General features: G+C 44.4%; 18 protein-coding genes and 1 tRNA gene. 8 read left to right on the plus strand and 11 right to left on the minus strand.

The window, feature by feature from the left end; genetic code table 11:
- Positions 1-126 precede the first annotated feature (126 nt).
- The 5 genes from AB4Z08_RS25005 to AB4Z08_RS25025 all read right to left on the minus strand — a co-directional run bounded on the left by AB4Z08_RS25005 (position 127) and on the right by AB4Z08_RS25025 (position 5,353).
- Positions 127-744: an ABC transporter ATP-binding protein gene (locus tag AB4Z08_RS25005; RefSeq protein WP_441576516.1), complete on the minus strand. Its 618-nt coding sequence runs from the start codon at positions 742-744 to the stop codon at positions 127-129.
- On the minus strand, positions 728-1,528 hold the full coding sequence (gene lpxA / locus AB4Z08_RS25010; RefSeq protein WP_441576517.1) for an acyl-ACP--UDP-N-acetylglucosamine O-acyltransferase: 801 nt from the start codon (positions 1,526-1,528) through the stop codon (positions 728-730). Before lpxA ends, AB4Z08_RS25005 begins: the two co-directional genes overlap by 17 nt.
- A 5-nt stretch (positions 1,529-1,533) precedes the next feature.
- A complete protein-coding gene (locus tag AB4Z08_RS25015) occupies positions 1,534-2,949 on the minus strand; it encodes a bifunctional UDP-3-O-[3-hydroxymyristoyl] N-acetylglucosamine deacetylase/3-hydroxyacyl-ACP dehydratase (RefSeq protein WP_441576518.1) in 1,416 nt (471 codons plus the stop codon).
- Positions 2,950-2,990: 41 nt separating this feature from the next.
- Positions 2,991-4,040, minus strand: a complete 1,050-nt coding sequence (gene lpxD / locus AB4Z08_RS25020; RefSeq protein WP_441576519.1) for a UDP-3-O-(3-hydroxymyristoyl)glucosamine N-acyltransferase — start codon at positions 4,038-4,040, stop codon at positions 2,991-2,993.
- Between the two features lie 68 nt (positions 4,041-4,108).
- Positions 4,109-5,353, minus strand: a complete 1,245-nt coding sequence (locus AB4Z08_RS25025; protein WP_441576520.1) for an HD domain-containing protein — start codon at positions 5,351-5,353, stop codon at positions 4,109-4,111.
- Between the two features lie 346 nt (positions 5,354-5,699).
- Here AB4Z08_RS25025 and AB4Z08_RS25030 point away from each other — a divergent pair, with 346 nt between their 5' ends.
- The 6 genes from AB4Z08_RS25030 to AB4Z08_RS25055 all read left to right on the plus strand — a co-directional run bounded on the left by AB4Z08_RS25030 (position 5,700) and on the right by AB4Z08_RS25055 (position 11,974).
- Entirely contained in the window at positions 5,700-7,253 is a 1,554-nt protein-coding gene (locus AB4Z08_RS25030) for a response regulator (protein WP_441576521.1), read from the plus strand.
- 121 nt (positions 7,254-7,374) lie between these two features.
- Positions 7,375-7,698 (plus strand): hypothetical protein, encoded by a 324-nt coding sequence (locus AB4Z08_RS25035; RefSeq protein ID WP_441576522.1) that lies wholly within the window; start codon positions 7,375-7,377, stop codon positions 7,696-7,698.
- Positions 7,699-7,721: 23 nt separating this feature from the next.
- Positions 7,722-8,483: an MBL fold metallo-hydrolase gene (locus AB4Z08_RS25040; RefSeq protein WP_441576523.1), complete on the plus strand. Its 762-nt coding sequence runs from the start codon at positions 7,722-7,724 to the stop codon at positions 8,481-8,483.
- A gap of 71 nt (positions 8,484-8,554) precedes the next feature.
- Positions 8,555-9,532 (plus strand): ComEA family DNA-binding protein, encoded by a 978-nt coding sequence (locus AB4Z08_RS25045; RefSeq protein WP_441576524.1) that lies wholly within the window; start codon positions 8,555-8,557, stop codon positions 9,530-9,532.
- Between the two features lie 11 nt (positions 9,533-9,543).
- Positions 9,544-10,683 carry an acyl-CoA dehydrogenase gene (locus AB4Z08_RS25050; RefSeq protein WP_441576525.1) on the plus strand — a complete coding sequence of 380 codons (1,140 nt, stop codon included), beginning with the start codon at positions 9,544-9,546 and terminating at the stop codon, positions 10,681-10,683.
- Between the two features lie 415 nt (positions 10,684-11,098).
- Positions 11,099-11,974 (plus strand): c-type cytochrome, encoded by an 876-nt coding sequence (locus tag AB4Z08_RS25055; protein WP_441576526.1) that lies wholly within the window; start codon positions 11,099-11,101, stop codon positions 11,972-11,974.
- A gap of 77 nt (positions 11,975-12,051) precedes the next feature.
- Here the strand turns inward: AB4Z08_RS25055 and AB4Z08_RS25060 are convergent, their stop codons facing one another.
- The 5 genes from AB4Z08_RS25060 to AB4Z08_RS25080 all read right to left on the minus strand — a co-directional run bounded on the left by AB4Z08_RS25060 (position 12,052) and on the right by AB4Z08_RS25080 (position 16,995).
- Positions 12,052-12,339, minus strand: coding sequence for a hypothetical protein (locus tag AB4Z08_RS25060; protein WP_441576527.1), 288 nt, complete (start codon positions 12,337-12,339; stop codon positions 12,052-12,054).
- Positions 12,340-12,394: 55 nt separating this feature from the next.
- Positions 12,395-13,639, minus strand: a complete 1,245-nt coding sequence (gene clpX / locus AB4Z08_RS25065) for an ATP-dependent Clp protease ATP-binding subunit ClpX (RefSeq protein WP_441576528.1) — start codon at positions 13,637-13,639, stop codon at positions 12,395-12,397.
- A 221-nt stretch (positions 13,640-13,860) separates the two neighbouring features.
- On the minus strand, positions 13,861-14,562 hold the full coding sequence (gene clpP, locus AB4Z08_RS25070; RefSeq protein ID WP_211973853.1) for an ATP-dependent Clp endopeptidase proteolytic subunit ClpP: 702 nt from the start codon (positions 14,560-14,562) through the stop codon (positions 13,861-13,863).
- Positions 14,552-15,931, minus strand: a complete 1,380-nt coding sequence (gene tig / locus AB4Z08_RS25075; RefSeq protein ID WP_441576529.1) for a trigger factor — start codon at positions 15,929-15,931, stop codon at positions 14,552-14,554. Before tig ends, clpP begins: the two co-directional genes overlap by 11 nt.
- A 982-nt stretch (positions 15,932-16,913) precedes the next feature.
- Positions 16,914-16,995 (minus strand) — tRNA-Leu (locus AB4Z08_RS25080).
- A 221-nt stretch (positions 16,996-17,216) separates the two neighbouring features.
- Between AB4Z08_RS25080 and AB4Z08_RS25085 the strand changes: the two genes are divergently transcribed.
- Entirely contained in the window at positions 17,217-18,440 is a 1,224-nt protein-coding gene (locus AB4Z08_RS25085; RefSeq protein ID WP_441576530.1) for an ROK family transcriptional regulator, read from the plus strand.
- A gap of 74 nt (positions 18,441-18,514) precedes the next feature.
- Complete coding sequence (locus AB4Z08_RS25090; RefSeq protein ID WP_441576531.1) at positions 18,515-18,931, plus strand: VOC family protein; 417 nt, start codon at positions 18,515-18,517, stop codon at positions 18,929-18,931.
- 107 nt (positions 18,932-19,038) lie between these two features.
- Here the strand turns inward: AB4Z08_RS25090 and AB4Z08_RS25095 are convergent, their stop codons facing one another.
- Positions 19,039-21,327, minus strand: a complete 2,289-nt coding sequence (locus AB4Z08_RS25095) for a hypothetical protein (protein ID WP_441576532.1) — start codon at positions 21,325-21,327, stop codon at positions 19,039-19,041.
- Positions 21,328-21,438: the final 111 nt, after the last annotated feature.

A 21,438-nucleotide genomic window follows, 5' to 3' on the forward strand; every position in this document is an offset into this window, starting at 1 on the left:
ATTTTAGAAATTACAAATTACGAATTAAGAATTACGAATTACGGATTTGTGGAGATAAAGAACAGAGGATCAACATCTGTCTATCCTCCCACAAATCCGTAATCCGTAATCCGTAATCCGTAATTCTTATTTATAATCCTGAATATGAATATGCTCTTTGCACATGAAGTATTCCTGTTCATCGTTGGAGCTGACGATGATAAGGCGGTTGCCGCCATATTCAGTAATGAGTTGCTGATACACGGCGGTGCCGGCAGCATCGAGGTTGGTGCAGGGTTCATCCAGTAACAGTACGGGTACATCAGATAAGATGGCCAGCGCCAGCTTAATACGTTGCTTCATGCCGGAAGAAAAGTTACGGAGTTGTTTGTTGGCTGCTTTTTCCAATCCTACCATTTCCATGGCCCTGGCAGGGGTTATGCCTGGCAGAAAATCTTTGAACTGCTGATGAAATTGAATAATTTCTGTGAGGGTAAATTCTTCGATGAGCTCCAGGTAAGGAGCTGCGATGGCACAATACCGGAAAAACGCATCAGGAGCGATGGGTTTTTCCGGTGTGCTATAGGTAACGGTGCCTTCATTGTGTTGAATGGCACCGCTGATAACCTGTAATAATGTTGATTTGCCAGAACCATTGGGTCCCAGGATAGCGTAACGTTGTCCTTCACTAAAGGTGAGGGTTACACGCCGGAAGATCCAGTCGTAGTTAAAACGCTTACCTGCCTGGTTAAGAGATATCGTCATTGGTGCGGGAAGTATAGCCTCTCATAATACCACGACCTGATTCACGGATGAATGACAGGATCTCATCTCTTTCATCGGTGGCTGGAAATTCAGCTTCAATGATGTTAATAGCTTTGGATAATTTAAAGCCTTTCACAAATATCACCCGGTATATATCCAGGATAGAGTTGATTTTTTCCAGGGAAAATCCTCTTCTCTTTAATCCAACGGAATTTACACCTACGTAGGATAATGGTTCGCGGGCAGCTTTTACGAAAGGAGGTACATCTTTACGCACCATGGAACCACCGGTTACAAAGGCGTGATCACCTATTTTACAAAACTGCTGGATAGCCACCATACCTGCCAGTACTACGTGATCGCCCACAGTAATGTGTCCGGCCAGGGTGGTGTTATTGGAAAATACGCAGTAGTTACCTACTTCGCAATCGTGTGCAATATGACTGTAAGCCATGATCAGGCAATTACTCCCGATAACGGTTTTCCATTTGTCTTTGGTACCACGGTTAATGGTTACGTATTCACGGATAGTGGTATTGTCGCCTATTTCTACGGTTGTTTCTTCACCCGCATATTTTAAATCCTGAGGGATGGCAGAAATAACAGCACCTGGGAAAATACGGCAGTTTCTGCCGATGCGGGCTCCTTCCATAATAGTTACGTTGGAACCTATCCAGGTACCATCACCGATTTCCACGTTTTTATGTATAACGGTAAATGGATCAATTTTTACATTAGGCGCAACTTTGGCGTCCGGATGTATGTATGTTAGCGGGTGGATCATTGCTATTATTTGCCTTCTCTTGTTTTTATAATTTGTGCTATCATGTCGGCCTCAGTAGCTACTTTATTGCCGATAAATACTGTCCCCCGCATTTCTACAAGTCCTCTTCTGATTGGGCTCAGCAACTCCATTTTAAGAATCATAGTGTCACCCGGAACTACCTTCGACTTAAATTTACAGTTGTCTATTTTCAGGAAATAAGTATCGTAATTTTCAGGATCCGGTACACGGTTCAGTGCCAGGATACCACCTACCTGCGCCAGTGCTTCCAGTTGCAGTACGCCCGGCATTACGGGGTTGCCTGGGAAGTGACCCTGGAAGAAGCCTTCGTTGAAGGTAACGTTCTTGATACCTACTACTTTCTCTTCGCCCAGTTCAATGATCTTATCTACCAGCAGCATCGGGTAACGGTGCGGCAATGTTCTTTCAATACGCGGGGTATCGAATACAGGTGGCTGATTAGGATCGTAAACAGGTACGTCTTTATTATGTTTGTTCTTTTTGATATACGCTTTGATCGCACGGGCAAATTCCACGTTGGACGCATGGCCGGGACGGTTGGCAATGATATGCGCATTGATAGGGTAGCCAATCAGTGCCAGGTCACCTACCACGTCCAGCAGCTTGTGACGTGCCGGTTCGTTCGGGAAGCGTAATTCGATATTGTTCAGGATACCTTCTTTCTGTACAGAAATGGTTTCCCTGTTAAATACTTTGGCTAAACGGGACAGTTCTTCTTCTGTTACTGGTTTGTCCACCACTACGATGGCGTTGTTGATGTCACCACCTTTAATCAGGTTGAGAGACAGCTGGTATTCCAGTTCATGTAAAAAGCAGAAGGTACGGCAAGGCGCAATCTCTGTTTTGAACTCTCCAATACCCTTCATTTTTGCGTGCTGGGTGCCCAGTACCGGGGAGTTGAAGTCGATCAGACAGGTAATACGATAGTCTACCGCTGGCATAGCCACCATTTCTACCTTTTTCTTTTCATCATAATAACTGATGTTGGTATCAATAGTATAGTATACTTTTTTGGCATCCTGGTTTTGCAGGCCAATGTTTTCTATGGCTTCGATAAATGCATAGGCACTACCATCCATGATAGGAATTTCTCCACCATCCAGCTCCACCAGCACGTTATCCACACCTGTTCCTGCCAGAGCAGCCATGATGTGTTCTACGGTACTCACTCTGGCGCCGTTGTGCTCCAGCGTAGTGCTGCGGGTGGTTTCCACTACATAATCCACATCGGCTTTGACGATAGGTTGTCCCGGCAGATCTATACGTTGAAATTTAATCCCATGGCCTGGTGTGGCAGGCTTGAGTGTCATATTAACATAGGCACCTGTATGCAAGCCAATACCCGATAAGGTAATTTCGCCTTTCAGGGTATGTTGGTATTGCAACTGTTGATTTTCCATAATAAGCTAACTAATATGTAACTATTTGACCAGTAATCAATTTATACACCTGCTCTTTCCTGCAGCAGCTGTTTTACCATCTCTTCCAGCTCCTTTACGCGCTTTTCAAGGTCCGGCAAATTTCTAAAAATTGCCTGACTTTTCAGCGAACTTTTATAATCGTACGCCGGAGAGCCTGTGAGGGAGGTGTTAGGAATGGTAATAGATTTGGACAATCCGCTCTGTGCATTGATTTTGGTACTGTCAGCAATGTGGATATGTCCCACCATGCCTACCTGTCCGCCTATTACGCAGTTCTGGCCTATTTTGGTACTGCCGGAAACGCCTGTTTGTGCAGCAATCACCGTGTTGGTACCAATGTCTACGTTATGGGCTACCTGGATCAGGTTATCCAGTTTTACACCCTTGCGGATCACGGTACTGCCCATGGTGGCTCTGTCGATGGTGGTGTTGGCGCCTATTTCCACATCATCATGGATCACTACATTACCAATCTGCGGTACCTTTTTATAGGAACTGTCCGGTTGTGGTGCGAAACCGAAGCCATCGCCACCAATAACACAACCGGCATGCAGCATTACGCGGCTGCCTACAATACAGTTATCATATACTTTTACACCGGGGTATAAGATAGAATCGTTGTTAACGATCACATTATCACCCAGATATACACCAGGATATATTTTTACGTTGTTACCCAGCACCACGTTTTCTCCCAGGTATGCAAAAGCACCCACAAACACGTTTTCTCCCATTTTCACCGAAGCGGGAATATAGGAGGGCTGCTGAATACCCGATTTATTACCCGTCAGGTACCTGTACTGTTCCAGTAACAGGGCAAAGCTGCTATAAGCATCTTTTACCCGGATCAGGGTCGATTTGATCGGACGCTCTATCACCAGGCTCTCATTCACGATCAGAATGGAGGCATTGGTGGTATATATGAATTCTTCATACTTAGGATTGGCAATGAAACTGAGCATGCCCTCGCCAGCTTCTTCAATCTTGGCGATGTTGCTCACCTTTACGTCCGGATTTCCCTCCAGCTTACCATCTAACATGGTAGCTAATTGTAATGCGCTAAACTGCATAATTTAAAATTGTAATGTTTTCCAGGCTACACCGGATAGTATGAACTTATTCTTTAACATTTTATTCCTTATAAAACGTTGTTAGCCTGAATTTTTGGATGACAAATGTAGAATTTTTTTACCGGTATCGCCAGAGTATGGCTAATCAGTGCATTGTCGATGGAGGAAATGTCTTTTACAGTTCCGTCTTTAAATAGGATATTGATCTTCTCATCATTAACGTTATAAGCCCTCAGCGTGGCCGCGCCGGAGAAAACGAAGTAATCCAGGTCGGCGCCATCAATGCCCCATTTTTGTCTTACCTGTTCCTTCAATAATTGCTCCGCACTGCCGTCAAATGCCTGGTTACTTAACACTACTTTGAATAAATTCCTGTCTATCAACCATTTACACAAAAGGGACAAAACTTTGTCCTCGTGTGTTGTCCAAACTTTTATAGCGCTCATAATATCATAGTCGTCCAGCAGGCAAAATAACCGCAGACAATCCGGCTCCCGCTCAAAATTGTCTTTGGTAACCGTGTTATACAGGAAATATGACAGCGCGGGTGAGCAAAACAGCTGTTGCCCTTCCTGTGCCAGGGCTTTGGCCCTGCAAAGGATCTTTACCAGCATGTTTTCCGCACTCAGTACCGTTTTATGCAGGTATACCTGCCAGTACATCAGCCGCCGGGCTATGATAAACTTCTCTATAGAATAAATCCCCTTTTCCTCCACCATCAGCTCTCCATGATGAACCGTCAGCATTTTTATAATGCGGTCGTACCCGATGGTGCCTTCGGCCACACCAGTAAAGAAGCTGTCCCTGTTCAGGTAATCCATCCTGTCTACGTCCAGTTGGCTTGACACCAGCTGGTGCAGGAATTTTTTATGATATCGCCCGTTAAAAATATCCAGTGTAAGTGACAGGGCGCCATTCATCTCCCTGTTCAGGTCTTCCATCAGCCACTGGGATATCTCTTCATGAGACACACCCTCTATAATACCGTTCTCCAGTGCATGGGAATATGGTCCATGCCCTATATCATGCAGCAAAATGGCCATTTTAGCTGCTACTTCCTCTTCCGGGGTAATGGCTGCTCCTTTGCTCCGGAGTTCCTGTAAAGCCATACTCATGAGGTGATATGCACCCATGCTATGATGAAACCGCGTATGCATAGCACCGGGATACACCAGCTGCGCCAGCGCCATCTGATGTATGCGGCGGAGCCGCTGGTAATATGGATGTGAAATGAGGTTAAAAATCAACGGGTGATCTATGGTAATAAAGCCATACACCGGATCATTAACAATTTTTCGCTTGCGTTCGGTCATTGCATTTAATTATACCTTTCAGACGGGGGCGTCCTCGTCTGAAATCCCTGGTGCGGGTATGCAAAACTACACCATGAATTAATTATATGTAATTTTTTTACTTATAATGACGTTCTCCGTCCACGAAACCCCTATGACAGTAAAAAACAATTGGTAGGTTACAGGTAATTAAATGTTATGGATGCGAAGGTAAATAACTTTATCAGCCCTCCCACTTTTTACTGCCATCATTTTACCGTGATGTGTTCTTTTTAACATATAATTACCGGCAAATGATAGACGGGGAATGATATTTGCCAAAAAATAAGGGTAATTTTCTTTTTTTACAGGAACCTTAAATCTTACTATGAGCCAGATAAATATACTATGGGTAGATGACGAAATTGAATCGCTGAAATCACAAATTATTTTTTTGGAAAGCAAAGGGTATAAAGTTTCTGCCCTCACAAACGGGTATGATGCCCTCGAATTTCTGAAAGAACAGGTGGTAGACGTGGTATTGCTGGATGAATCCATGCCTGGCATCACCGGCCTGGAAACGCTCGGTAAGATTAAAGAAATAGATCAGCAGATCCCTGTGGTCATGATCACCAAAAATGAAGCGGAAGACGTGATGGACGACGCCATTGGCTCCCAGATCACCGACTACCTCATTAAACCGGTGAACCCCAACCAGGTATTATTATCTCTCAAAAAAATAATTGATAACAAAAGACTGGTAGCCGAAAAAACCACCACCGCCTACCAGCAGGAGTTCCGCAGTCTCTTTATGGCGCTCAGCTCCAACCCGGACTACACGGAGTGGATGGAGATCTACAAGAAACTGGTGTATTGGGAAATGGAAATGGCCAAAGCCAACAGCCCGGAAATGCTGGAAGTGTTCAACGCCCAGAAAACAGAGGCCAACAACGAATTCTCCAAATTTATTGGCCGCAACTACAGCGACTGGCTGCATCCCAAGGCGAAAGAGGCCCCGGTGATGTCACATACCCTGTTCCGGGATAAGGTAGTGCCCAACCTGGACCCCAATGTTCCCAATGTGTTCCTGCTGATAGATAACCTCCGCTATGATCAGTGGAAGGCGATCCTGCCCATTTTCCAGGAATCATTCCGGCTGGTGGAGGAAGAATCTTTCTACAGTATTCTACCTACCAGCACCCAATATAGCCGCAATGCCATCTTTGCCGGCATGCTGCCCATAGATATTGAACACCGGTTTCCCCAGGAATGGAAGAATGATGACGAAGAAGGCGGGAAAAACATGTTTGAGGAACATTTCTTTGCTGCTCAGCTGAAACAACTGAAAATGGATCCCCGGTTTTCCTACACCAAGGTGACCAACCATGCCGATGCGCAAATCATGCTCAATAACATCCACAATATGCTGGATTATCCACTGAGCGTTATTGTATACAACTTTGTGGATATGCTCAGCCATGCCCGCACAGAAATGGAAGTACTGAAGGAACTGGCCGGAGATGAAGCTTCTTACCGCTCTATTACCGCCAGCTGGTTCGAACACAGTCCGCTCCACCAGGCACTGAAACGTATCAGCGATAAAAAAATAAACCTGATCATCGCTACAGATCATGGCAGCGTACGGGTAAAAACACCCGTAAAGGTGATTGGTGATAAACAAACCACCACCAACCTGCGCTACAAACATGGCCGTAATCTGAACTATGATCCAAAAGAAGTACTGGCCTTCAGAGATCCCCGCGATGCCGGCTTACCCAAGCCCAACGTGAATTCTTCTTACATCTTTGCCAAAGGAGATGGCTATCTCTGTTATCCCAACAACTACAACTATTTCGTTAACTACTACCGTAATACCTTTCAGCACGGAGGTATTTCCCTGGAAGAAATGATTGTGCCATTTGCGAGAATGGTGACGAAATAGCTATTAGCCATTAGCTTTTAGCTTTTAGTAAATGCAGCGGAGATCGACAGTACATGTATTTCGCTGCATTTACTAAAAGCTAATGGCTAAAAGCTAAAAGCTAAATCATTATTTTTGCTCCATGAATATCAAAATCACACCTAATAACCTGACGAAGCTGGAAAAAATCTTTGAAGAGGCTAAATATGTGCTGCGCTTCGAAAAAGGTAGTTTCCTCTCCGGTTACTGCATCCTGGAACATAAGAAGGTGGTAGTGATCAATAAATTTCTGAACCTGGAAGGGCGTATCAATACCCTCATCGATATTTTAACAACCCTGCCGCTCGATGAAGAAGCCCTGACAGCAGAATCGCACAAACTGTACAAACAAATACAGGCCAGCAAACCTATCCCCGAAGCAGGGACAGATGATGATGAGCCGGAAGCCGAACAAACAGCAGAATAGGTTAAACAGACAAATGATTTTGGATGAAAGTTACATTCTTAGGAACAGGTACATCACAGGGAGTCCCCGTAATAGCTTGTGGTTGCGAAGTTTGCTCCTCATCAGATAAAAAAGACAAACGTTTAAGAAGTAGTATCATGATTACCGCACCAGCAGGTAATATTGTGATAGATACTACTCCTGACTTCCGTTACCAGATGCTTCGCGAAAAAGTGGGCCACCTGGAAGCTGTGCTCATTACCCACTCCCATAAAGATCATATTGCCGGCATGGACGATATCCGTGCATTCAATTATTTCCAGAAAACCGCTATTAATATATACGCCACTGAATTTTCACAGGGTGTGATCAAACGTGAATTTCCTTATGCCTTCTCAGAATTTAAATACCCCGGCATTCCGGAAATAAACCTGAAAACCATTGCAGATGAGCCTTTCGATGTAAATGGACTTACCATCACGCCTATACATGTAATGCATCATAAAATGCCGGTAATAGGTTTCCGGATCCATGATTTTACTTACATCACGGATGCCAACTACGTGGCGCCGGAAGAAAAAGAAAAAATCAGGGGCTCCAAAATACTGGTGTTAAACGCCCTGCGTAAAGAAACACATATCTCACATTTTACCCTGGAAGAGGCCATCGCACTGGGTAAAGAACTGGAAGTACCGGAGGTATATTTCACGCATATCAGTCATCAGCTGGGATTGCATGAAGACGTATCTAAAGAACTGCCTCCCGGAACCGCCCTGGCTTATGATGGCCTGCGCCTGGAAATTTAAAGCCCGTTTTATTTCTATTAACAAAAGATGATTGCCTGCTGCTTAGTTTAGCGGCAAATTTTTGTTGACCCATGTGGAAGTCTTTTGTCCGCGAATACCTGCGTTTTTCAAAAAAGGAGCGCTATGGCATATTAATATTGGTGGTGTTCATGATCGGGACCTGTTATAGCCCGGACCTGCTTTTTTTCTTTCAGCGGCGTATGCCCGTTGCCGATAGTAGCGACTTAAAAGCAGCAGTACTGGCCTATGAAGCGGGTATTCCAAAAACAAACAATACAGCTTCGGCGGAGCCGGCAGCAGCGGCACTATTTTATTTTGATCCCAATGCCTTATCGATGGGCGGCTGGCAGCAATTAGGCGTCAGTGAGCGCACAGCCGTTACCATTACCAGGTACCTGGCTAATGGTGGGCATTTCCGCACCGCCGCTGATCTGGCGAAGATCTATAGCCTGCCGCCTGCCTTATGCGCCCGGCTAATGCCATATGTGCGGATAACGGGGAGGAGGGAGGAGCGGTATTCCGGGAGATATGAAAAAGCCGGTGGTGACCGGCATTACGGACCATACCATAAAGACTCCGGCTACCACAATTTCGCGCCGCGCAATGGCGATTCTTCGTTTACCCGTTATCGTAAGAAAGCTGCGCCGGCTGTTATTGATATTAACACTGCAGACACGCTCGCGTGGCAAACATTACCGGGCATCGGACCCGGCTTTGCAAGGCGCATTGTGAGCTTCCGGGACCGGTTAGGCGGCTTTTATGCAGTGGAGCAGGTAGGGGAATGCTATGGGTTGGCGGATTCCGTATTTCAAAAAATTCAACCTTTCTTACAGATCGGTAATAGTTCTCTAATAAAACTAGACCTCAACCTCACAGATGAAAAATCTTTGGCAGCTCACCCATACATACGCTATAAACTAGCCCACTTAATTGTGCAGTATCGCAGTGCCCATGCGGGTTTCAAGGGCATTGCAGAGCTTCGCGCCCTGCCGTTGGTGGATGAGATTATTTATCGTAAAATTGAACATTACATTGAGATCAAACATTAAAGCCCACGTTTATGAATTTTGAGCCAACGGAAATGCAACAACAGATTGCACAAATGATCCGGGATTTCGGAAAGACAAATATTTTGCCTTACGTGTTGGAATGGGATGAGCAACAGGAATTTCCCGTGCAGGTGTTTAAAAAACTGGGTGAGCTGGGACTCATGGGGGTGCTGGTGCCACAAGAGTACGGCGGCAGCGGATTGGGCTACCTGGAATATGTAACCGTTATCAGCGAAATATCCCGTATATGTGGCGCTATCGGATTAAGTGTGGCCGCACATAACTCGTTGTGTACCGGTCATACTTTGCAATTTGGTAATGAAGCACAGAAGCAGCGGTACCTGCCTAAACTGGCTACCGGTGAATGGATAGGTGCCTGGGGCTTAACAGAGCCCAATACCGGTTCAGATGCGATGAATATGAAGTGTGTGGCTAAAAAGGATGGCAATGATTGGGTGATTAACGGCACCAAATGCTGGATCACACATGGTAAAAGCTGTGATGTAGCCGTTGTAATTGCCCGTACAGGTGATGTGCGTGATAGCCATGGGATGAGTGCCTTCATCGTAGAAAAGGGAACACCGGGCTTCAGCGGTGGCAAAAAAGAGAATAAGCTGGGGATGCGTGCATCCGAAACAGCGGAAATGATATTTGACAACTGTCGGGTACCTGCAGAAAACATGTTGGGAGCAGAAGGAGACGGCTTTATACAATCCATGAAAGTGCTCGATGGTGGCCGTATTTCTATTGCAGCCCTGTCGCTGGGTATAGCTAAAGGCGCGATGGATGCGGCGCTGAAATATGCCAAAGAACGCCATCAGTTTGACCAACCCATTGCTAACTTCCAGGGTATTTCCTTCAAACTGGCGGATATGGCCACCGAAATTGAGGCTGCGGAGCTGTTGACCATGCAGGCTGCTGACATGAAAAACCGTAAGGTGAAGATGACGCAACAAGCCGCCATGGCCAAATACTATGCTTCTGAAGTAGCCGTTAGGGTCGCCAATGATGCCGTACAGATTTTTGGTGGTTACGGCTATACAAAGGACTTTCCGGTGGAAAAATTTTATCGAGATGCAAAATTATGCACCATCGGGGAAGGAACTTCAGAGATCCAAAAGATCGTTATTGCCCGGGAAGCACTAAGATAGAATAACGATTTTGCAATTGATTCTGATAAGATTGAAGTAGACGTATTTTTATAATTTAAGAAAAGACGCTTTATAAGCCGTTCATCATTTTTTCAAAATAAAATAATATTACCCCTTTAGTGTTATTGAATATTGCAAAAGGAACGTTAAATTTGGGTTAATTCATCACTCTTTACCGTTTATCAACCTTAACACACAAAATCAAGAAAGATTTGAAACACTTTTACGCAATGAGAAGCACCCTGTAATATGGGTGCTTTTCTATACCGGGTCTGACTGGTTTATCCCGTATAAAGATGCTTAGTAAAATGTAAAGCCTGTAATCCACGTTATGATTCTTCCATAATTCAGTAGAACTACTGATTCCTGTAATATTTATCCCTATTACTTTTGCCTTGAAATTATCTCAGTTGTTATGTTCTCCAGAATATTGAAATGGACCGGCAGGATACTGCTTGGTGTAGTTGTTATTGTTTTGATTGCTTTTGCTGTTTTCTCCTTTCTTTTTCGCCAACATGTAAATAAGCAGTATACCGTAGAGGTGAGGGAAATCCCAATACCCGGGGATACTGCAACTATTGCTGCAGGAAAACATCTGTATGAAATTAAAGGCTGTGGAGTATGCCACGGTGTTGATCTGCGGGGGAAGATTTTTGTAGACGATCCGGCCATTGGCAGGATTGCGGGTAGGAATATTACCTACGGAAAAGGAGGCTTACCGGCGAGTTTTGATAACAAAGCCTGGTTAAGGGCGATGCGGCACGGTTTAAATGCCGAAAACCGGACTTTATTGCTCATGCCCTCCGAAGACTTCACCCTCATGGATGATCACGATATAGCGGCTATAATTGCCTTTTGTAAAGTACAACCTAAAATAGACGCCCCTACCTTGCCCGTAAAAATGGGACCTATGGGAAAAGTATTATCTGTATTAGGCAAAATCCCTTTATTTCCTGCGGAAAATATTGATCATCATTATCACCAACCTGTCCAGGTGGCAAAGGCGCCTACAGTCGCCTATGGGAAGTATTTATCTGCTTCCTGCACGGGTTGTCATAAGGCTGCATTAACAGGCGGCGATAATCCTGTTCCAGGTGGGCCACCGGTGGCCAATATTACTGCTACCGGGCATGTGGGGAAATGGTCTAAAGAAGAATTTATTACAGCATTGCGGAGTGGTAAAACTCCGGAAGGAAAGCAATTGCTGGTGAAAGATATGCCGTGGACAATGACCGCTCAGTACACGGATGATGAGTTGATAGCCTTGTATCTTTATTTGCGAACCCTCTGAAAAAAAAGGGATTTTCGGAAGGATTGATGGTAAATCAATTCAACTGAAAATCCCTTTATCTTGTAGCGTTGGAATGACTACTTTTTATCTTTGTTAAAGAAGTCGGACACTTTATCCTTTGCTTCTTCCGCCCAATCTTCTGCCTTATCTTTTACATTATCCAGAAAATCACCTGCCTGATCCATCAGACCAGCCTTTTTACCTTCGGCTTTATCTGACATTCCTGCAAACCAGTTATCAACTGTACCTGCAATAAACGGAGGTAATTTGCCTTTCACATATTCTTTGATCACATCAATGGACTGTACTGCCTGTTCGGGCGTGAGTCCGGCTCTTTCCTGTAATTGCTGAATGAGTTCCTGCATAAATAGAGGTTTTATGATTAGAGATAGTGTAGCCATACCGGAATACCGGTAATGGTTATGCTACTTTCAATTTCACAAGGGTAGACTGTTCCAGTCTTGACTGTGCGTATTCCCTGGTAAGATGAAATGTGGTTTCATTGGCAGAGGGCAATTCATACATGGCTTCACTCAGTACTACTTCACAGATGGAGCGTAATCCACGTGCACCCAGTTTGTATTCCATTGCTTTATCTACAATGTAGTCGATCGCTTCTTCTTCTACCTGCAAGTCAATATTTTCTACCTTGAACAGTTTCTTGTATTGTTTTACCAGTGCGTTTTTAGGCTCTGTTAAAATCAGTTTCAAGGTATCCCTGTCCAATGAATTCAGATAGGTTACCACTGGCAAACGTCCCAGTAATTCAGGAATCAGACCGAAGGATTTCAGATCAGTTGAGTTAATGTAACGCAGGATCTGTTTTCTGTTTTCTTCTTCTTTTTCCTTGTTAACGGTGAAGCCGATAGAATGCGTCTGTATTCTTCTGCTGATAATTCTTTCCACACCATCAAATGCGCCGCCGCAGATGAAGAGAATGTTTTGTGTGTTCAGTTTGATCAGTTTCTGTTCCGGGTGTTTACGACCGCCCTGAGGAGGTACCAGTACTTCTGTTCCTTCCAGCAATTTGAGGAGGCCCTGTTGTACGCCTTCTCCGCTTACATCACGGGTGATGGAAGGGTTATCGCTTTTACGGGCAATTTTATCAATTTCATCGATGTAAACGATACCGCGTTCAGCAGCTTCCACATCGTAGTTACATACCTGTAACAAACGGCTGAGGATACTTTCCACGTCTTCACCCACATAGCCTGCTTCAGTAAATACGGTGGCATCTACAATCGCGAAGGGAACGTTTAATTGTTTGGCGATAGATTTGGCCAGGAGGGTTTTACCGGTACCGGTTTCACCTACCATGATGATGTTGGATTTTTCAATTTCCACTTCATCATCACCTATTTGCTGATTGAGTCTTTTGTAGTGGTTATATACCGCTACAGCCAGTATTTTCTTTGCATCATCCTGTCCGATTACGTATTCGTCCAGGAATTTTTTCATGTCAATAGGTTTGGACACTTTAGGTGCGAAGTTCGGCGCTACGGCAGCAGCAGCTTTCTTGCCCGGAGGGAATAGCTCCTGGTCAATTATTTCCTGCGCATTGGCTACACAGTTTTCACAAATGTGTCCTTCTGCGCCAGCTATCAATATCTGCACTTCTTCTTTAGAGCGGCTGCAAAAGGAGCAACGAATTTTTGATTCTTTCATTTCGGAATAGATTATTTTTCTACGAAACTGTCATTGCCTGCAATGGTAATGCAGGGTTACAAATTTACACTAAATAGCCGAAAGCATAAGTCTTATTAGCGTAAAGCTTAAAGCATAAAGCTCAAAGCTATTGTAGCGAATGATTGTAGCGATATGTATTAAAAATCCGCTATATCATTCGCTACAATAGCTTTGAGCTTTATGCCTTGAGCTTTAAGCTTTTACTGTGGTGTATCCAGATTTTTCTTTGGATTCTTCTGGAGTACGTCATCGATGATGCCGTATTCTTTCGCTTCATCCGCAGTCATCCAGTAGTCACGGTCAGAGTCTTTTTCTACTTTTTTCACCGGCTGTCCGCAGTGACCAGCAATGATTTCGTTCAGTTCCTTTTTCAGTTTAACGAACTCACGTGCAGTGATTTCGATATCTGAAGTCTGGCCTTCTGCACCGCCATGAGGCTGGTGAATCATTACACGGGCATGCTTCAGTGCGGTACGTTTTCCTTTAGCACCAGCTACCAGCAATACAGCGCCGAAAGAGGCGGCCATACCGGTACAGATAGTAGCGATTTCAGGAGAAACTACCTGCATGGTATCGTAGATACCTAAACCAGCATACACACTGCCACCGGGGCTGTTGATGTACATCTGGATATCGCGGGTACGGTCAGAAGATTCCAGGAACAGCAGCTGCGCAGTAATAACGTTTGCTACGTAGTCGTTCACCGGATCTCCGAGGAAAATAATACGATCAGCCATCAACCTGGAGAAAACGTCCATCTGTTGCATATTCAACTGACGCTCTTCAAGAATGTAAGGAGTCAGGCTGTTTAACTGGTGGCTTTTAGCGTAACTATCTACTACCAGGCTGCTGATTCCCCGATGCTGGATGGCATATTTTCTAAATTCATTATTAATGTTCATGATGGTGATGTTTATGAGGTAAATTAACAAAATCTTCTGCTTTGATTTCCTCTTCTTTCACGTTCACCTTTGCTTCAGCCCAGTCAAATAACTTGGCAGTGATCATTTCACGGTAAGTCTGGTCTACAAATTTTTCATCCTGTAACAGGCGATCCAGGTAGCTGTCTAACCATTCTGCTCCATCAGCAGCGGCGCCGCCATAGTAGCCTAATACTTTCTGTTTGGCATTTTCTTTCAGTTCTTCGAAAGAAACTTCCAGTTTATTTTCTTTAACCAGTTTATCGCTGATCAGTGTCCAACGTAATTGGTGGTCGAAACTCGGGAATTCTTTTTCAGCTTCTTCCGCAGTTTTTGGTTTTTCACCGCCTACCTGCAGCCAGCGTTTGAGGAAATCCTTTGGTAAATCTATCGGCGTTTCATGCACCAGTACCTCAAACAAGTCGTTGTGAAGGTGATTACGGCTTTCAGAATCCCAGTATTTTCCGATTTCTTCTTTCAGTTTAGCACGGAAAGCTTCTTCTGTAGTGATTTCATCTCCCGGATAAACTTCTTTGAAGAACTCTTCATTCAGTTCTCTTTTCTCAATCAAACCAACTTTGGTAATGGTCAGTTTGAAATATTTATTGGCCGCTTCTTTATCAGTAGCTTCAAAGCCCAGATCTTTCAGGATCCAGCCCAGACGTTGTTCATCAAAAGAAGTAGCTAATTGGAATACGATAGTGTCATCGTTCTTTTTACCCTGCAGCTCTGCCTGGATAGCAGGTGAAAAGTATTTTACCAGTAAAGCGTTTTCTTTTACAATACCACCTTCTACTACATTGCCTTGTGCATCTGCTTCTTCGAATTTAACGTTAATCACGTTATCTTCTGAAGTAATTGTTTCAGGTTCTGTTGTTTTACCACCTTTCAGCTGTAAACGCTGAATTTCGTCGTTTACCATTTCTTCGGTAACGGCTACTTTATATTTGGTAAGGGTGGTTTTGTTGGTTTCAAGCGGAGTAATAGCGAAGGAAGGTTTCAGACCAACTTCAAATTCGAAGGCGTAATCAGCAGGTTTGCTGAAATCCAGATCTTTTGCTGTTTTGTCCAGAGACAGTGGCTGGCCGAAGATTTCCAGCTTCTCAGTCTGTACATAACCCATCAACTCTTTCTCAACAGTTTTCAGGATTTCATCACCAAAGATAGCCTGACCGTGCATCTTCTTAACCATGCCTGCAGGTACCATTCCTTTACGGAAGCCTGGTATGTTCGCATTTTTGCTGAATTGCTTTACTGCTTTGTCAAAATTAGGAAGGTAATCTTCCTGGCTCACTTTCACAGTGATCTTATCGTTCAATAAACCAATGTTTTCTCTCGTAACGGTTGCCATAATTGAATTGTATAAAAGTGTTCTTTAAGAAGCAATAATGATTCCTTGTTTATTTTTCTGCCATGAAGTCACAACGGCAAGTAGGAATGGCAGGAAACTTTTTTTGAATAAAATCAGGTGAAACTGTGTCTGAACAAGACAGAAGTGACAATGAAAGTGAGGGAGAGCATAGCATTATCACGTTGCCATATTGACGCATTGCCACATAATATTATATGTGCGGGTGGATGGAACGCATGCCGTGAAGCAGTAGATCCTATCGCTGGCCTGTTGACCGCTTTCTCCACATCCGCGCGTTTTCGTACCGAATCCTAATCTAACCTTTTTCAAATATAAACAACTAGTTATCAGTTAGTTGTAGATATCGTTCAACTTTATGATCGCGCGAAGATAGCTAATTTTATTCTGTTTTCAGGCTAATTCTGTCGTAAATGAGCATGGGAGAACGATGACCGTTTACCTCCTCTTTACGCTCCCTTTGCCAGCTTCAACCAATTATGGATCAAGTTGAGATAATGTAAATTTTAAGCAATCTATAAAGGAAGAATGCTGCAGATCTAAGCCTGGCAGCTGCCTGAAAGGCTGCATCACGGATATCGATGTTATGCTTAACACCGGCTTAGTACCTATAGAAGCAGTGCAGCAGAGGTGGACTTGATGTGGACTTGATATGGGGATGACGTGGACTTGATACGGGGATGATGTGGACTTGACGTGGACTTGATGTGGGGATGAGGCCCGGATGTATTACCAATGATAAAATTGTCCTGGCATATTAGAGAATATTGAAAAAAGATATTCCCCCTTTCAACCTGATCCCAATCATTTAACATGATAAATTGATGGCATCATTATGACGATATTTTTGGCGCCTGGGCGTTGGCAAATAAAAGAATATTGCAATAAAACCGGCAACGCACTTGCCTTTTGAAGGAGGAAGGGTACTAATCATGATTTTCGGGAGCAGGTGAAAATCAAAATGTGCGGATGAAGGGACTCGAACCCCCATGCCTCGCGGCACCAGATCCTAAGTCTGGCATGTCTACCAATTTCATCACATCCGCAAAAAAAATAAAAACTTCCTTTTTAAGCAGTATATGCACCCGGAGGCTGCGAAAATACCTGTTTATTTAGCTCAAAAAGGATTGCAAAGGTATTGTTTTTTGCGAATTAACAAAATCATTTATAAGAGAACTTTACCAATCTTTCTGTGCTGATTTTAAAAAAAATTAGAATTAAGCTGCTTAAATTGGAGAGCAATTAATGTAAAAGTCTATCTGATGCTATGGCTAAAACCTTTTTCGAAGAACTAAACAGTGCAAGTGCTACCGGTGTAGCCTATAAAAATATCAACCTGAAAAAGGCTGCCCTGGCCTATTTCGCTAATACCGGCAACGCCACTATTGCGGATCTGTGTAAAGAACTGAACCTGAGTACCCCTAAGGTCACCAACCTGGTAAATGACCTGATTGTAGACGGGTTGGTAATGGATTACGGCAAAATAGAGTCTACCGGCGGCCGCAAACCCAATCTGTATGGCCTGGTGCCGGATTCGGCCTTCTTTATAGGGGTGGACGTAAAACAGGACCACCTGAACCTGGGCTTGTCAGATCTGCATAAAAACCTGGTCACGACAGTCGAGGGCCTACCTTATGAACTGGATAATACAGAGGCTTCGCTGGAACAGCTATGCCTGCTTATCAACAACTTTATTGAAGGCCTCACTGTACCCAGGGAAAAAATTCTAGGTATAGGTATCAATATCGCCGGACGTATCAACTACGCCACCGGCTACAATTATAGCTTGTTTTATTTTGATGAAAAGCCGCTAAGTGAAGTCATTGCTGCGAAAGTAGGCATCCGGGTTTTCCTGGAGAATGACTCCCGCGCCATGGCCTATGGCGAGTTTTGCTCTGACCTGGTCAATGGTGAACGTAATGTACTGTTCCTGAACCTGGACTATGGTATCGGTATGGGCGTGCTGATAAACGGAGAACTCTATTACGGTAAATCTGGCTATAGTGGGGAAGTAGGGCATATTCCCATGTTTGACAATGAAATTATTTGTCACTGTGGTAAAAAAGGATGCCTGGAAACAGAAGCCTCCGGCTGGGCACTGGTGAATATGTTCCGCCAGAAGCTGGCAACAGGATCTTCTTCGATGCTTTCCCGTACCCATCAGTCGGCAGATGATATTCACCTGCACGATATCATTGAAGCCGCCAACCATGACGATATGCTGGCCATAGAGCTGATTGCTAAAGTGGGAGAGAACCTGGGCAGGGGCGTCGCTTTGCTGATGAATATCTTCAACCCTGAACTGGTGATCCTTGGTGGAGCCCTGGCTGCTACACAGGATCATATCCGCCTGCCGATCAAAAGTGCGATGAAGAAGTACTCCCTCAGCCTGGTTAGCAACGACTCCAAGCTGAAAATGTCAAGCCTGGGAGAACGCGCCGGTATCATCGGGGCCTGCCTGCTGGTAAGAAACAAGGTATTAATAAGTTAATTTGAATAAGGCCGGGTTTTGGTTAACTTTAGTATTCACCTGAATTCCAATTTCTTACCCTAAAAAGATTTGTTATGTCTACTACATTAACGGCCTACCTCGTTTTTAACAACAATTGTCGGGAAGCAATGAATTATTATCATGAAGTATTGGGTGGTGATCTTAAGATCATGACTATGGGTGACTCTCCCATGAAAGATCAAATGCCTCCTGATGCGAAAGATCTTGTCATGCACGCTTATTTACAAACTCCCGGTTTTGATCTGATGGCTTCTGATGGAATGGTGGGAGCACCTCCTGTAAATGGCGACTCCGTGCAATTAGCACTGGGTGTAACTTCTGTTGAAGATGCAGAACGGCTGTTTAGTAAACTTTCCGAAGGCGGAACAGTTCAAATGCCTATCCAGGAAACATTCTGGGCACACCGCTATGGTCAGCTCGCAGATAAGTTTGGGATTAACTGGATGGTGAGTTACAATAAGCCGATGTAGCTGTTAGCAGTTAGCTTTTAGCTTTTAGCAAAATGCAGCGGAGATAAACATATATACTATGTTCTCCGCTGCATTTTGCTAAAGGCTAAAAGCTAATAGCTGCTTCACTATTTCTTCTTTCTGAAAAAGGAAAATAATCCTCCTCCTCTCAGTTGATTTTTTTTGGCTGCTGCCGGCTGAAATCCGGGATCATTGGTCACAATCAGATCAATCAGTTTTTTACAGGCGCCCACATCTCCTTTTGCTTCGTAAGCCAATGCCATAATGTACCTTATAGAGGATGCTTCTGTGTCCCAGGCCCAGTTATTACCAGCATATATGTTCACACATTGTGTACCATAGGCGATGCATTCGTCATACTCTTTTTCACCCAGCCATGCTTCTGCCATAAAAGCGTATACCCCAAACCGGTAGTTCGGTGAGTTGTCTGCAGCATCGCCGGCAGACATGATTTCCAGTGTTTGCTGCATATCACTGATAGCCGCTTTATACCGGCCCAGCTTCAATGCAGCTTTTCCCCTGAAGTAGTAGATTTTCATTTGTGAGATGACCGGCAGTTGAGGTACCCCGCCAATGGAAATACGATTGTTGATAGCGCCAATACAATGTTCATACTGTGCATTATCAAAGTAGAGGTACATCAGGTTGAAATAAGCATCGCTGTCATCCGGCTTCTCTACCAGGTGGCTTTCCAACGCCAGTATACGCTCAGACAGGTCGTCTTCACTATTGGTTCTGATAAAGGCGCGACCGGTTTTAATACGGTCAATATTATACGTAATGGTATTGCGGTCGTACGTTTCCAACTCTTCCATGTCACGGGCAATCCAGCTATTGTATTCCGACAGTATTTTTTCGTAGAGATCCAGTGCTTCTGTATGCCGTTCCAGTGTACAAAGGTCATCTATCATGCGTTCGTGAATAGATACATAGTACATCAGGGGCAATACGGTTGTGAAATTTTCGAGTATGGTGCTGCGGTCGTCAATAGCTTCTGCCAGTTTACCCATGCTGTGATACGCATCGGCCCTGGATTCCAGCTGCTCCCAGAAGGGCGACATATTATAACCGATGGTATGTACATGTACTGCTTCTACAAAAATGCCGCCTTCATATAATGCAATGCCGTAGTTGTTACAACACATCGCAAAATGATGTGGGTGGCCGGCGTAGGAGCTACCGGTATTTTCATACCAGTATGCATGATAAATATCAAAGGCTTTCTTATAAATAAATCTTTTCAACGGAATCGCAAACTGTTTGGCGCTGCTGTCTTGTTCCAGCTGTATAATTTCACTGAAAATAACACCGGCTGCATACCAGTCGTAGGGTACGTTATGCTCGATGTCCGGCCATAGCTCCGGGAATTGTCCCGTTACTTTATAGCTGGTGTAATACCATCTTACAATACTGAATGGATAAGGGTGGATGGCCAGTGATTTTTCATACCAGGGAAGTGCTTCCTGGTAGCTGCCAATGTTAAAAAAGGCCGTAGCGGTGTAATGATAGAAGTAAGCTTCTTCCGGATACTGAGCGATATATCGTTTGCCGGTAGAAATCTGTTCCAGTGTACCTTCGTCATCATCCTCTCCAAAAAACTGTTGCCAGAATTCAGTGGTGCCCTTACAAAATTCCCTGGCCAGGGCGGCATGACGCACGCCGTCTGTCAGCAGTTGCTGTACATGTTTGAGCAGGCGCAGCATTTCTTCTTTGGTGTTTTCTCCCGAGCTGATCATTATTTGCAGCATGGCTGCAGCAAAGTCGTAATCAGCCATATCGAGTGCAAACCAGGTGGTAGACAGCAACCGGTTGTTATATACGGTGCAGTCAAATGCCAGCTTATAGTACTCGAGTGCTGCGGGCCTGTTTTCGGTATGATAGTATACGTCTCCAATGCGGGTGTAGCATTGGAACCGGGCTACATTGAGCTGTGGCAAATCGTCTGCGTAGAGCGACTCGTATACCTGCAGATTCCGATGCATATCGGCCAGTGCCTTTTCTGTTTCATTTTTCAATACCCATACCTGGAACCGGTAGAGTAATGCTTTGGTGGTCAGTTCCTCATCGCCACCGGCAATCAGGATATCACAATCGTTAATGGCTTCATCTCCCTTATCGACCATTACATTGGCTCCCATATAAGCGCGGTGTACCCTTGCCTGTGTATGGGCAGGTTCCAGGTTCAGCACCTGGCTGAATGCCTCGTAAGCGGCTTCGTACATGGCGGTGGCAAGGTCACGGTTGTCAGTGGCCTTGGCATTTTCCAGCTGGGATAAGCCCAGCAGCTGCCAGCCCCTGACTTCTCCGGGGTTGTCTTGTAAGTATATTTCCAGCTTCGTTATTGCTTCGGTATATGCCTGCTCATTGTACAGCCTTTCCAGTTCGTCTAAATGCATATGCTGTTAATTAGGACGTGTAATTTATTAATTATGGGCCACGATGATAAATAAATTCTGAATAGTTCCGTCCGAAGATTTATATTTAAAGACCATTTATTATCAGCCAGA

Source organism: Chitinophaga sp. RAB17 (assembly GCF_052114225.1).
Lineage (GTDB): Bacteria > Bacteroidota > Bacteroidia > Chitinophagales > Chitinophagaceae > Chitinophaga.